Annotated in this window: 11 protein-coding genes; 9 read left to right on the top strand and 2 right to left on the bottom strand. The window is 49.9% G+C overall.

Annotated elements, in window-relative coordinates; genetic code table 11:
- Nucleotides 1–12 precede the first annotated feature (12 nt).
- Entirely contained in the window at nucleotides 13–1071 is a 1059-nt protein-coding gene (locus BTA51_RS19890; protein WP_094710483.1) for a TIGR00266 family protein, read from the top strand.
- Nucleotides 1072–1227: 156 nt separating this feature from the next.
- On the opposite strand, the gene BTA51_RS19885 is transcribed toward BTA51_RS19890, so the two are convergent.
- On the bottom strand, nucleotides 1228–2325 hold the full coding sequence (locus BTA51_RS19885; RefSeq protein ID WP_094710481.1) for a PotD/PotF family extracellular solute-binding protein: 1098 nt from the start codon (nucleotides 2323–2325) through the stop codon (nucleotides 1228–1230).
- A 396-nt stretch (nucleotides 2326–2721) separates the two neighbouring features.
- Here BTA51_RS19885 and BTA51_RS19880 point away from each other — a divergent pair, with 396 nt between their 5' ends.
- The 7 genes from BTA51_RS19880 to BTA51_RS19850 all read left to right on the top strand — a co-directional run bounded on the left by BTA51_RS19880 (nucleotide 2722) and on the right by BTA51_RS19850 (nucleotide 9765).
- Nucleotides 2722–4500, top strand: a complete 1779-nt coding sequence (locus BTA51_RS19880) for a thiamine pyrophosphate-binding protein (protein WP_094710479.1) — start codon at nucleotides 2722–2724, stop codon at nucleotides 4498–4500.
- A gap of 62 nt (nucleotides 4501–4562) precedes the next feature.
- Nucleotides 4563–5396 carry a helix-turn-helix domain-containing protein gene (locus tag BTA51_RS19875; RefSeq protein WP_094710477.1) on the top strand — a complete coding sequence of 278 codons (834 nt, stop codon included), beginning with the start codon at nucleotides 4563–4565 and terminating at the stop codon, nucleotides 5394–5396.
- 147 nt (nucleotides 5397–5543) lie between these two features.
- Nucleotides 5544–5981, top strand: coding sequence for a VOC family protein (locus BTA51_RS19870; RefSeq protein ID WP_094710475.1), 438 nt, complete (start codon nucleotides 5544–5546; stop codon nucleotides 5979–5981).
- A gap of 327 nt (nucleotides 5982–6308) precedes the next feature.
- Nucleotides 6309–6956, top strand: a complete 648-nt coding sequence (locus BTA51_RS19865; protein ID WP_094710473.1) for a hypothetical protein — start codon at nucleotides 6309–6311, stop codon at nucleotides 6954–6956.
- 207 nt (nucleotides 6957–7163) lie between these two features.
- Nucleotides 7164–7499, top strand: coding sequence for a cupin domain-containing protein (locus BTA51_RS19860; protein ID WP_210404882.1), 336 nt, complete (start codon nucleotides 7164–7166; stop codon nucleotides 7497–7499).
- 123 nt (nucleotides 7500–7622) lie between these two features.
- Nucleotides 7623–8369 (top strand): TIGR01458 family HAD-type hydrolase, encoded by a 747-nt coding sequence (locus tag BTA51_RS19855; protein ID WP_094710472.1) that lies wholly within the window; start codon nucleotides 7623–7625, stop codon nucleotides 8367–8369.
- Between the two features lie 151 nt (nucleotides 8370–8520).
- Nucleotides 8521–9765 carry an endonuclease/exonuclease/phosphatase family protein gene (locus BTA51_RS19850; protein WP_210404881.1) on the top strand — a complete coding sequence of 415 codons (1245 nt, stop codon included), beginning with the start codon at nucleotides 8521–8523 and terminating at the stop codon, nucleotides 9763–9765.
- Nucleotides 9766–9902: 137 nt separating this feature from the next.
- Here the strand turns inward: BTA51_RS19850 and BTA51_RS19845 are convergent, their stop codons facing one another.
- On the bottom strand, nucleotides 9903–12134 hold the full coding sequence (locus BTA51_RS19845; RefSeq protein WP_094710470.1) for an NADP-dependent isocitrate dehydrogenase: 2232 nt from the start codon (nucleotides 12132–12134) through the stop codon (nucleotides 9903–9905).
- A 318-nt stretch (nucleotides 12135–12452) separates the two neighbouring features.
- On the opposite strand from BTA51_RS19845, the gene BTA51_RS19840 reads away from it, so the two are divergent.
- A complete protein-coding gene (locus BTA51_RS19840; RefSeq protein WP_094710468.1) occupies nucleotides 12453–13241 on the top strand; it encodes an acyl-CoA thioesterase II in 789 nt (262 codons plus the stop codon).
- Nucleotides 13242–13254 lie beyond the last annotated feature (13 nt).

Raw genomic sequence — 13254 nt, 5'->3', positions numbered from 1 at the left:
GGAGGGCGAACGATGAATACTACCGCCTATCAGGTCAGGGTTACCGGCGAGTTGAACGATGGAGTGACCCGGGAGAGCGCCGTTGATGCCTTTTCCAAGTTGTTCAAAGTCGCGACGGAAACCGCAGAAAACATATTCTCCAAAGCGCCGGTTGTGGTGAAAAAGGGCATTGACCAGCCCACGGCAGATAAAATTCACAAGGCATTAAACAACATTGGTGTTCAGAACACTGTGGAATTGGCTGAAAGTGCTCAATCTGTGCAGTCACAAACGCCGGCGGAGAATGATAGCGCCAGCACGGTGGAACGTGCTATCGAAAAGTCTGCCAACAAGCCGCCAGTGAGCCGGAATGAGCCAATGAATCTAAAGCAAGAGCCGTCAGGTTCTGTGGAAGAAGATCAGCCGGGATTCAAATTCAAAGTTGAAGGGCGTCCTGATTATGCATTCCTGACCGTGAATATCCCTGCCAATAAAACGTTGCGGGTGGAAGCCTCGGCGATGGCGACCATGGATACCAATCTGGTCATGAAAACCAAGGCCAAGGGTGGTCTCGGGAGATTGCTGACCTCGGAGTCCATTTTCATTAACGAATTCACCGCTCAGAATGGCCCGGGAGAGATCGGAATTGCGCCCGCATCGCCGGGTGATCTGGCCCATGTCTACTTGAAGGGAGAGACGGTCTTCCTGCAGAACTCGGCCTTTGTGGCGTCCGATCTGAATGTTCAGGTGGAAACCAAATGGCAGGGGCTGACCAAAGGCTTCTTCTCCGGTGAGAGCCTGTTTCTGATTCGTTGTAGCGGTGATGGGGACCTGTGGTTCAACACCTACGGCGGCATGATCATGCTGGATGTGGACGGCGATTATGTGGTGGATACCGGCAATATTGTCGCGTTTACCGAAGGGCTGGACTACAGCATCACAAAGGTTGGTGGATATAAGTCTCTGTTCTTCTCAGGCGAAGGTTTTGTCTGTCGTTTCAGTGGAAAAGGGAAGGTCTGGATTCAGACGCGTAGTGTCCAGGCGTTCACCAGTTGGATGTATCCATTCCGTCCGGTAGAGAAGAAAAACTAAGCGCGCTGTCCATGCTATAGAAGAGAGCCGTTCTCCCCCCCTGGGAATAACGAATTCTGTAGCTTGAAAAGTTAGCTATTCAAACCAAAAAAAGGGCCTGATATCAGGCCCTTTTTTATTTCTGCATATTTGCTCGTGAGCAGCTATAACTGGTTCTTAGAATACTGCGTCAGAAGGAACGGTACACCATCTTCCGCCGGAGCAAATGGCTTTCACCCACAGCCGGTGCTTCAAGCGCTTGGTTTTGCGGTCTACCGGTGCGATCTGTTCCAGGCTGGCTTCAACTGCAGCAGGAGGATAGATCGCCGGGTTATCCAGAATTTCCTGCTCAACAAACTGTTTGCCGCCTAACATGGGAGTTGGGTAGGCATTATAGTTTGAGTTCTTACCGGCAATTTCCGGGGAAGACAGGAAGTTGATAAATTTGTAGGCCAGATCCTTGTTACGGCTGTTCTTAGGAATGGCCATGGTATCGACCCACATGTTCGCGCCTTCGGACGGAATGGCGTACTGGATATCCGGATTGTCTTCGGTCGACTGGAGAATGTCTCCGGAATAGCCGACGGCAACGCAGATATCATTGTTGATCAGATCCTTCTTGTATTGTCCGCTGTTGCGATATCTGACTTTAGGCATGCTGTCGATCAGTGTCTGGCCGGCGTCCTTGAGGTTACCGGGGTCAGCACTGTTGAGAGAGTAGCCTTTATAGATCAGGGCTGCACCCAGGATTTCATCCCGGTCGTTCAGGATGCCAATGCCGCACTTGGAGGTTTTTTCCAATGTCTTGGGATCGAACAGCAGGCTCCAGGAGATTTTTGAAGTATCGATACCCATTTGCTGAAGCTTCTTGGCGTTATAGCCGATGCCGGTTGTTCCCCACATATAGGGGAATGAATAAATTTCACCGCTGTTGTTTGGATACAACGCCTTGCCGATGACAGGGTTAATGTCTGAAAAGTATTTCAGTGACTTCTTGTCCAGAGGCTCAAGGAAATCTTTCTCGGCCATGCGGCTGACCAGATAGGACGTGGGGAATATGACGTCAAAGTTGCTGTCGTTGGCAAACAACTGGTCTGCCATGCCTTCAATATCATCAAAGGTCGAATATTCGACTTTTACTTTGTACTTCTTTTCGAATGCGGTGAGGATTTCCGGATCGATATAATCGTCCCAGTTCAGTACCCGGAGTGTTTCTGCCGTGGCAGAAAACGCACCACACAATAGAACAGTAAATAGCGCTAGTGCCTTATACATAACAACCTACATTTAACAAATTGTGCCAACAAGGAAATAAACATCATGAACAGTCCAGGCGCCGGGATTAGACCTTGCAAGGAATCCGGTAGGCTGGGCTATCTATGCTGATTTGTATTTTTCGAATTATGGTGGGCTTGCCACGATGAGTGGGCAGCCAGTGGTGAGGGTACCTGGTGTGTATTTAAGTCTTCCCTGAAAAATAAACCTCTCCCAAATGCTCCGTGAGTATATCGATGGATTGATAAAAATCCTGTGTAATTATGTAGAGAAAAGTGACATAGTCCATCGCACTGTGGTGATGTTGTAAAAGTGCGGGAAGCACGTATTTATTTTATGAAAATCAAATGATTGCTATGCTGTTTCAAGGCAAGAGAATAATAAGGAGACAAGGTCATGCAGCATGGTGGACTCATTGTAGCAGAGACAATCAGAGAGCAGGGAGTGGAGCATCTCTTTACCTTATGCGGTGGACACATCTCTCCCATTCTTTCGGGATGCCGGGAGCTGGGAATTAAGGTATGGGATACCCGTCATGAAGCCTCCGCTGTCTTTGCGGCCGACGCCGTGTCCCGCCTTTCAGGAATCCCCGGCGTCGCTGCCGTTACTGCGGGGCCGGGGGTCACCAACGCTGTCACCGCGATTAAAAATGCCCAACTTGCCCAGTCTCCCTTAGTACTCCTGGGAGGTGCCAGTGCCACTGTGTTGCGAGGACGAGGATCGCTGCAGGACATTGACCAGATCAGTCTGATGTCGCCTCATGTTAAAGCCACCTACTCGGTAAAAAAGGTTCGGGATATCGCCTCCACTCTGACGCTGGCATTTGAAACCGCCCAATCGGGTGTTCCCGGACCGGTATTTGTTGAGCTGCCACTCGATATTCTGTATCCGGAATCCCTGGTAAGGGAGTGGTATGGTATCAAGGGAAGTGAGCAGGGAAAGGGCGGCTTGGCTCAAAAAGCCATCCAGAAATATCTCGATTACCATACGCAGCAGCTATTCAAACAGGAAGATGCCGGTTTTGTCCCGCTCGCCGAGGCTAAACAGCTGTCCCTTCGTCTGACGGGGATGGCCGAAGAAGCACTGGAACTGGTCAATATAGAATCTCTGGCTCGTCTGACCGCACGCAAACTGCGTCATGCGAATGCTCCCGTCATGGTGATAGGCAGCCAGGCAGTGAATCAGCCCCGGCAACTGGATAAGTTGGTGGAGGCGATTGAGCACCTTGGGATTCCTGTCTTTTTGTCGGGCATGGCGCGTGGGCTGTTGGGACGAAATCACCCCTTACAGTGCCGACATCGACGCAAGCAGGCGCTGAGGGATGCGGACTTTGTTCTTCTTGCCGGTGTGCCCTGCGATTTCAGGCTGGACTACGGTAGCCATATTAACCGACGAGCAACGCTGGTATCGGTCAATTTAAGCCGCTCAGATCTATTTAAAAACCGAATGCCCAATATTCCGGTGTGGGGTAGTCCCTCGGAATTTATCTGCCGGCTTTCCAGTCATTTGAAAGCTGATTCTGATAGTTTTGCATCCTGGATGCAGGCTCTTGCCAGCACGGATCGTCAGCGCAATCAGGAAATTCAGCAGCAGGCTAAACAGCACAATGGGCATATCAATCCGCTTGAGTTGTTTCAGATATTGGACACCAAGATGGAAGAGCACGCAGTGATCATTGCAGATGGGGGCGATTTTGTTGCCACTGCCTCTTATATTCTGCAGCCTAGGCGGCCATTGAGTTGGCTGGATCCTGGAGTGTTCGGAACTTTGGGCGTGGGAGGTGGATTTGCCCTCGGCGCTTCTGCCATCCGACCGGACTCAGAAATATGGATCATATATGGAGACGGCTCTTCCGCGTATTCGCTGGCCGAATTCGATACCTTTGTACGTCACGGCCGAGGTGTGATTGCCGTTGTTGGTAATGACGGTTGCTGGAATCAGATTGCCCGTGACCAGGTCAAGGTATTGGAGGATGATGTGGGGGTGGTACTTCGCCAGTCGGACTATCACATTGTGGCCAAAGGATATGGGGGGGAGGCGCTGTTACTGGATGACCCCAAAAATATCCGGGCCACTCTGACCAAGGCCAAGAAACTTGCGGGAGCAGGTAAGCCGGTATTGATTAATGTTATCCTGGATAAGTCCGATTTCAGGGAAGGATCACTGTCCGTCTGAGAAAAATGGGAAAAACTGAAAAGAGGAAAAGTGACAAGCAAAAGGCGGGAAGGTAAACCAGAATGATGATTCGACGGCCAGCACACCCATCACTTCGCCCCTTTGTGAAAGAACTCTGGGCACTGGATCACTGCGATCCGGTGCAGTGCCAATCTGGTGAGCGTGAGCATGTTCTGCCCACGGGCAACATGCATCTGGCATTCAGGCTCTCTTCATCTCCATTGAAGACCTTCAGCGATTCTCAGGATTTGGAGGGACGCACTCTCAGTCTGTCAGTGTTGGGGGGGATTCGATCCCGCTATTACATTCGTGATATTTCCGCGCCCTCCTGTTCGGTTGGCGTTGTTCTACAGCCCGGTACAGCATCGTTATTGTTCGGAACCCCGGCAGAGGAGCTGTCCGAGCGGCATACTTCTGTCGAAGCATTGTGGGGAAGGGAATCCGTTTTAGTGAGGGAGCAACTGCTGGAAGCAAGTGGGGCCGAACAACAGCTGAATAGAATGGAAGCGATACTGTGCAGCAGATTGCCTGCCACAAATGGACTACATCCAGTTGTGGCCGACGCGCTGGTGCGATTCCAAGCCATGGAGAGTGTCGAATCGGTGGTTGAATACACGGGGTATAGCCATCGGCACTTTATTTCCCTGTTTCGTCAGGCCTTAGGCATCACACCTAAAGTCTATTGCAGGATATTGCGCTTCCAGTCGCTGATGAAGCTACTCTCTGAAAATATCCAGTACCCTATGGCGGATCTTGCGCAGATTGCTGGCTTCAGCGATCAGGCGCATTTCAGTCGCAGCTTTAAGGAAATGTCTGGACTGACCCCTTCTAAGTTCCGGGAGATTGCCCCGCCTTCTTCTCATCACGTCAAACTTCCTCCATCTTCACAAACATGATTGTCAGGATAAGCAGGTCAATTTTCTTCAAGACACGGGTGGTGAACGGCGACAGAATTTAGGAGTCAGTCCAATTCAGGATTTACCTATTTTGCTTATAGAAACCTAATTGGCTTTACCCAGACACACAACCAATGAGGAAAAGTAATGACGAAGATTCATGAGATGTTTCCCTATCTTTGCGTATCAGATGCGAACGCGGCGGTGGATTTCTATATCAGGGTGTTTGGTGTCACTGAGAAGTTTCGTTTGACCGAGCCTGGCGGTCGTATCGGTCATGTGGAACTGGATTTTAACGGCATGACGTTAATGCTGTGTGATGAATTCCCCGAGTGTGGTACAGGTTCCCCCGAGCGTTTCGGCGGTACATCGGTCACCATTCACCTTCATGTGGATGATGCGGATGCATTGGTAAATCGTGCGGTGGAACACGGTGCGATGCTGGAGAGAGCGCCGGAAGACCATTTCTATGGTGAACGCTCCGGTACTATTCGTGACCCGTTTGGTCATCGCTGGTTGATTGGGCACAGCATTGAGAAAGTTTCTCCTGAAGAAATGCAAAAGCGCTACAACGAATTGTCGTAAATCGTGTGAATCGTCCCGCTAACTTCTGGGAATTTATTGAAAAACGGTGAATTTTAGATGACGAACTACCCTGGGATGTTGACCCGATAAGATTTCTATGGCTTGATAAAGTCTTACATGGAAACCAGACATACGTTTCGTTCGTATGATAACCAGTAACGATTGAGTAGGGACACTTGATAGCCATCTGCATATCCATATCCCTTCTCTAGTTGCGTTGGTTCACACAGGACGAAAGTGGTGTGTAACCGGTTTTTGCAAAGTTCAGCATGATCTTATACCCCTGGGAAATTATCCGACGTCAGGGAAGTGTTTCGGGTGTTTGTCATGACCAAATTAACAGCATTGCTATTATGGATAATGTTGTCTGCAGTGCGGACAACTTCGGCAACTGTTGTCGAGATTTCTCCGGAACTGTCCTCTCCGGCGATGGAGGATACTTTTTCACTTTACTATTCAATGCCCGAGTCAATGCCCGAGCAAGGTGTTGAGGCTGCCAATTCTCTTACGGCTTTTGATTCGGAAGTTGAGTATGACCCCGTTCATCTGATTCTTACCGGGTATAACTTTAATAACGCCATTGAAGAACCCCGGATTAATCCGGACGATGATAGTGTCGGTAGCCCTAAAGACAGCCTATGGCAGGAGGTGGTGAATGATACTGTCGGCTTCTCTCAAAGTGCTGACTTTCTGCCTGAGCTGAAAGACTCAAATGAATTTGTTTTTTTGTCTTTGGAGTTCGCCACTTTCAGAGCGGCTACTGATATTGGCATCTTCCTGGACATATTTGATCCCTTCATGTATCTCCGAAGCACATGGGGCGGCTATATGCGTCGCGACAGGGAAAGCTTCAGCCATCGTATAGGTCTCGAGCTGGATTCAAATGCCAATCTGCCAGAACCTGAAAACCTCTCTCTGCTACTATTGGCCATTGCTCTGTTTCTGCTCAGGGCAAGGTATATTTCACTACGATAAAATGCTTATGATCTGATTCCGAGACCTGTCTCTGGAAAACCTGGGTAGAGGTATTACGATGGCTGCTTAAATCTGTTGATGGCTATCTGCGAACTTTGATATTTGTCTATCAATGTGATGTTTCTTTATGAGTAGTGATGTTTTCCTTTGAGTAATGGTGTTTTCCCATGAATGGTGACGCTTGCCTATGAATAGTGATGCATATCTATGCAAAGCGATCGCAATGATCCAGTGAGAAATATATTTGATTCAATCCCTCAGGATTTATCGGCGGAAGTGTTTGAGCGTTTGGCAGGAAACTCTCAGGTTAAAATTGAACGTATCATTTCCCTGGGCCATCGTTCTCCGGAAACCGGCTGGTATGATCAAGAGCAACATGAGTGGGTAATGGTTGTAAAGGGAGAGGCTGTCATCAGTTTTGATAATGGAAATGATGTCAGGTTGCGGACGGGTGACTATCTGGATATTCCCGCCCGGCAAAAACATAAAGTAAGTTGGACTGACCCTGAAAACGAAACGATTTGGTTGGCCGTATTTTATTAGGTGCGGAGACCGCCGGCAGCGACCGTTAAAGTGTGTGTCGGTCATAGAGCTGGCGGTTGCCCTGGCCGAATATTGATCCCTGGTTTACAGTAAAGCTATGCGGAATTTTAGGAGGCGTTCGTGATGACTCTCCCATTCAAGGCATTGCTACTGGACCTCAGTGGCGTGTTGTATGAAGGCACGCAACCAATTCCCGGAGCTTCAGACTTCGTCCGACGAGCTCGTGATGCCGGGTTGATTCTGCGATTTGTCACCAATACCGCCAGCCGACCGGCTGCTGACGTGCTGTCCCTTCTTCAAGACATGAATATCCATGTGGAACCGGAAGAACTTTTCACCGCGCCGTTGGCTGCCAAGCGCTATATTCAACATCATGGGCTGAGGCCCTATTGTCTTGTGCACGAGGCTATTCGGAAGGAATTCGAAGATCTGGATCAGTCAAACCCCGACTGCGTGCTGCTGGGAGATGCCAGAGATGATCTGAATTATGCCAACCTTAATCATGCCTTTCGAATCTGCATGCAGGGTGCTCCGCTCATAGGTATTGGGTTGAACAAGTATTTTAAGGATGATGAAGGATTAATGTTGGATGCAGGGCCATTCATCCAGGCTCTGGAGTGGGCGACGGACACTCAAGCGGTCATTATGGGAAAACCGAGTAAGGCTTTTTTTGAGCAGGTGGTTGATGCCACGGGGTTCCCGCCACGGGACTGTCTCATGGTCGGGGATGATGTGTTAGGTGATGTGGAGGGAGCTGTACGGGCCGGGTTGCAGGGATGTCTTGTTAAAACCGGAAAGTTTCAGTCTAGGGATCTTGATCGATTGCCCGAAACGGCACAGGTGATTGACAGTATTGCTGATCTGTTATGAGGCCGGTCAGGTTCGCTGGGTAGGGAATACATGAATTGGTTCCCATCTTTGTCATTTTTGTGTCATCTTTTTTTCTCGCTGATGTCATTGCTTTGTTGCAGTCTTGCAGGGTGAATTACAAGCCTCAATAAGACAAGCAAAGGATGAAAGCATGAAAGACTTCTTGCCCAGGCAAATTGGATTTTCCCTTGTACTGGCCCTAACAATGCTATGCGGCTCGGCCCAGGCCGCAGAGTATGACCGAACCACTGGCAATCATGTGCGGTTTGCGACTTTTAATGCATCCCTGAATCGTAATTCCGGGGGAGAATTGATCAGTGACCTATCTGATTCTGGTAATGCGCAGGCTCAGGCTGTCGCGGAAATCATTCAGAGAGCCCGGCCGGACGTATTGTTAATCAATGAATTTGATTATGATCAGGACGGTGAAGCAGCCCGGTTATTTCAACAGAATTATTTGAGTCTGAGTCAGCACGGTGCGGAACCTGTTGAATACCCATACGTCTATTTAGCTCCTTCGAACACCGGGATTCCTTCAGGATTCGACCTGAACAATGACGGCATCGTTGGGGAAAGTGGATTTGATCTGGCAAACGATGCCTTCGGATTCGGTACGTTTGCCGGGCAATACGGTATGGTGGTGTACTCCAGGTACCCGATTCTGAAATGGCATGTCCGAACCTTTCAGAACTTTCTCTGGAAAGATATGCCGGGGGCAATGCTACCGGACAACCCGGAGACTCCTGAGCCGCATGATTGGTTCAGTCCGCAGGAGTTGGGCGTCGTAAGATTATCCTCAAAAAGCCATTGGGATATTCCTTTGCTGGTCGCCGGGCGAATAGTCCATATCCTGGCCAGTCACCCGACACCTCCCGTATTTGATGGACCAGAGGACCGAAATGGAACCCGTAACCATGATGAGATCAGGTTTTGGGCGGATTATATCCAGGGAGGTTACAAGAGCCGGTACATCCGGGACGACCGAGGTTATCGTGGAGGTCTGCCCAGGCATTCCCGTTTTGTGATCCTGGGTGACATGAATGCGGATGCGTTCGATGGCGATGCGACCAATAACCCGGTCGCTCTGTTATTGAATCATCCTCTGATCAATGTTCATCGAACGCCAACCAGTCTGGGCTCGGTGGAAGCGGCTTTTATTCAAGGAGAAGCCAACGAGTGGCAGCTAGGGAACCGTGCGCAGGATACAGCGGATTTTTTTGATGGCAATCCCGGTAATTTACGGGTCGATTATGTGTTGCCATCGGCGAATATGACCATCTCTGACTCTGCTGTATTCTGGCCCGACACCAAGAGCGAGTTGTATCGACTGACCGGGGATGGTGGCAGCGTCAGCTCAGATCACCGACTGGTCTGGGTTGATGTGCAGGTGAAATAAAACCTGAAGACAGTTTGATCTGGTAAAAAAAAGCCCCGGTAGGGTAACCTCCGGGGCTTTTCTGTCTATGTCTGCCTGTTAATGCCTGATGCTTCAGGACATTAACTCAGAGCGTTCAACTCAGGTATTCTGCTGGCTCAGGACAGGCTGGCCAGGATTGAGTTGAAGGTCTCGCTTGGACGCATTGCACGGGTCGCTTTATCGAAATCCGGGTGGTAGTAACCTCCCATATCGACTGGCTGGCCTTGAGCTGTATTCAGCTCCGCAGCGATCTTTTCTTCGTTCTCTGCCAGCGCCTTGGCAATTGGTGCGAACTTGGCTGCCAGCTCGGCATCCTGGGTCTGTGCCGCCAGTTCCTGGGCCCAGTACATGGTCAGGTAGAAGTGGCTGCCACGGTTGTCGATTTCGCCGACCTTACGTGATGGAGATTTATTGGTCTCCAGCAGTTTACCGGTTGCTTTGTCGAGAGTTTCACCCAGGATTTTAGCGCGTTCGTTGCTGTTTTTGATTCCCAGGTCTTCCAGGGATACCGCGATAGCAAGGAATTCTCCCAGTGAATCCCAACGCAGGTGGTTTTCTTCCACGAACTGTTGAACGTGCTTCGGAGCAGATCCGCCGGCACCGGTTTCAAACAGACCGCCGCCTGCCATCAGAGGAACGATGGAAAGCATTTTGGCGCTGGTGCCCAGTTCCAGAATCGGGAACAGGTCAGTCAGGTAATCACGGAGAACGTTACCGGTTACGGAGATGGTGTTCTTGCCACGGATCAGACGTTCCATAGTGTAACGAATGGCTGTATCCGGACACATGATCTGGATGTCCAGACCTTCAGTGTCATGATCCTGCAGGTAGCGCTTCACTTTCTTGATCATCTGGGCATCGTGGGCACGCTCTTCGTCCAGCCAGAAGATGGCAGGCCAGCCTGTCAGACGTGCGCGGTTTACGGCCAGCTTGACCCAATCCTGAATAGGCAGGTCTTTGGTCTGACACATGCGCCAGATGTCGCCGGTCTCAACGTTGTGTTCAAGCAGAGTGTTGCCGTCTTCGTCGACCACACGCATGATACCGTCTGCATGTAGCTCGAAAGTTTTGTCGTGTGAGCCGTATTCTTCGGCCTGTTGTGCCATCAGACCCACGTTGGCCACGGTGCCCATGGTCGTTGGGTCGAATGCGTCGTGGTGCTTACAGAAATTGATAACTTCCTGGTAAATGGTGGCGTAGGTACTTTCTGGAATAACGGCCTTGGTATCTTTCAGTTTGCCGTCGGCGCCCCACATTTTACCGCCAACACGAATCATGGCCGGCATGGACGCATCAACGATAACATCGCTGGGAACGTGCAGGTTGGAAATACCTTTATCGGAATCCACCATCGCGATTTCGGGACGGTTCTGGTAGCAGGCGCGGATATCCGCTTCGATTTCCATGCGCTTGGAGAGTGGCAGCGTTTCGATTTTCTGGTGAACGTTGCTCAGACCATTGTTCGGGTTAACACCGATTTCCTTGAACAGTTCTCCGTGTTTCTCAAAGACGTCTTTAAAGTATACGGTGACTGCATGACCAAACACGATAGGGTGTGAAACCTTCATCATGGTGGCTTTTACATGCAGGGAGAACAGCAGGCCGGCTCTTCTGGCACCTTCCATTTCCTCTTCCAGGAACTTACGCAGGTGCTTGATGCTCATGAACATGCCGTCAATGACTTCACCTTTCAGTAACGGTGTCGTCTCTTTCATGACCTTGACCTGACCGTCTTTACCAACGAACTCGATACGAACGTTGCCGTCTTTTTCCACTACGGTGGATTTCTCGCCGTGGAAGAAGTCATGGTCCCACATATGGGCAACATGAGTGCGGGAAGCCTGACTCCACTTGCCCATGGAGTGTGGGTGCTTGCGGGCATATTCTTTAACAGAGGTGGGTGCGCGGCGGTCTGAGTTTCCTTGACGGATAACAGGGTTTACGGCGCTGCCCAGAACCTTTGAATAGCGGCTGCGAATTTCTTTTTCTGCATCAGTCTGAGGCTCATCAGGGAACTCAGGAATGTCATAACCTTGTTCCTTCAATTCCTTGATGGCAGCTTTCAGCTGAGGAATTGAAGCACTGACGTTGGGAAGCTTGATGATGTTAGCTTCCGGACGCAATGTCAGCTCACCCAGTTCTGCCAGGGCGTCGGGGACTTTTTGCTCTGCTGTCAGGTTCTCCGGGAAAGTCGCCAGAATCCTTGCTGCCAGAGAAATGTCGCTGGTTTCTACTTCAATATCAGCGGCGGCAGTGAATGATTGGATAATGGGGAGAAGAGAATAGGTAGCTAGAGCTGGAGCTTCGTCGGTTTTGGTGTAAATAATTTTAGATTTTGTATCAGTCATGATTTTCCCTACGTGGTTGCGGCAGGATCAACAACGGTGCCCTTGTAAGGCGCTCGCGATCATTTTCTGTCGCTGATAATGAAATCTGTTTTGGGTAATTACAGTTACAACGACTCGAGAACGAAAATTTTGTAGTTGGAGATTATATAGGAATTTTAACTGATGATGGCCCTAAATAGAGTAGTACTTTAGTAATCGTTACGTAATAAATCTACGTTTTGGGTGTTTTCTGCTCAATTTCGGCGAAGTAAGCGACTTGATCTTTTATGTTTTACCTGTAAACATTGGTTAACTTACTCATTGTCAGGTCTAATTCCTATGTTGTTTTCTGATGCTGTTGGTCAAATTAACGAGCCCAATATTTTGATTGATGTACCCGATAACTGGGGACAGGGTCGAGCTACATTTGGTGGGCTGGTGGCTGCGTTAGTATTTCAGGCGATGAAATTGCAGGCGGGTGAGGGAAAACCTATCCGAAATCTTGCAATTAATTTTATTGGCCCGGTTGAACCTGGGCCGCTTTCTATCGGTACCGACCTGTTAAGAGAGGGGAAAGCTGTATCGGTGGTTGAAGGCCGTGGCATTCAGGATGGACAGGTTAAGGTGCTGGTGACCGGCGCTTTCGGTTCGGCTAGGGAGTCGGTAATCAATGCCGAGGGAGCTTCTATGCCTCAGGCCAAAATGCCTGAAGAATGCCAGGTCCTCCCATTCATTAAAGGTGTCACGCCGGATTTCACAGAGCATTTTCTTTTTCAGTATGCCTACGGGGGATTGCCGTTCTCAGGAATTCGTTCCCGCGAAATGGGGGGCTGGATATCTTACCGTGAGGCTATGCCTGCCATTACTGAAGCTGAGATACTCGGACTTGTCGATGCCTGGCCTCCTGCAACCCTTCCATGGGTAGACAAACCTGTACCGGCGAGCACGCTGACCTGGACCATTCAATTCGTACATCCAGCACCGAGAATAGAAGTTCTGGAAAAGTGCCTGTACCAGGCTTATGTCGAAACCGCCGGAGACGGGTATGGATATACCCATTCCAAGCTCTGGAACTCGAAAGGCGAACTGATTGCCTTAAGTCAGCAGACGGTCACCGTATTTGCCTGAGTTTGGCCTTATA

It is taken from the genome of Hahella sp. CCB-MM4 (genome assembly GCF_002260525.1).
In the GTDB taxonomy this organism is placed as follows: Bacteria; Pseudomonadota; Gammaproteobacteria; order Pseudomonadales; family Oleiphilaceae; genus Hahella.
This window is presented reverse-complemented; position numbering and strand designations above follow the sequence as displayed.

Excerpts from the sequence above, each read along its gene's own strand:
- BTA51_RS19845 (WP_094710470.1), bottom strand. The coding sequence starts at position 12,134 with ATGACTGATACAAAATCTAAAATTATTTACACCAAAACCGACGAAGCT.
- BTA51_RS19855 (WP_094710472.1), top strand. The coding sequence starts at position 7,623 with ATGACTCTCCCATTCAAGGCATTGCTACTGGACCTCAGTGGCGTGTTG.
- BTA51_RS19885 (WP_094710481.1), bottom strand. The coding sequence starts at position 2,325 with ATGTATAAGGCACTAGCGCTATTTACTGTTCTATTGTGTGGTGCGTTT.
- BTA51_RS19850 (WP_210404881.1), top strand. The coding sequence starts at position 8,521 with ATGAAAGACTTCTTGCCCAGGCAAATTGGATTTTCCCTTGTACTGGCC.
- BTA51_RS19865 (WP_094710473.1), top strand. The coding sequence starts at position 6,309 with ATGACCAAATTAACAGCATTGCTATTATGGATAATGTTGTCTGCAGTG.
- BTA51_RS19870 (WP_094710475.1), top strand. The coding sequence starts at position 5,544 with ATGACGAAGATTCATGAGATGTTTCCCTATCTTTGCGTATCAGATGCG.
- BTA51_RS19875 (WP_094710477.1), top strand. The coding sequence starts at position 4,563 with ATGATGATTCGACGGCCAGCACACCCATCACTTCGCCCCTTTGTGAAA.
- BTA51_RS19860 (WP_210404882.1), top strand. The coding sequence starts at position 7,164 with ATGCAAAGCGATCGCAATGATCCAGTGAGAAATATATTTGATTCAATC.
- BTA51_RS19890 (WP_094710483.1), top strand. The coding sequence starts at position 13 with ATGAATACTACCGCCTATCAGGTCAGGGTTACCGGCGAGTTGAACGAT.
- BTA51_RS19840 (WP_094710468.1), top strand. The coding sequence starts at position 12,453 with ATGTTGTTTTCTGATGCTGTTGGTCAAATTAACGAGCCCAATATTTTG.
- BTA51_RS19880 (WP_094710479.1), top strand. The coding sequence starts at position 2,722 with ATGCAGCATGGTGGACTCATTGTAGCAGAGACAATCAGAGAGCAGGGA.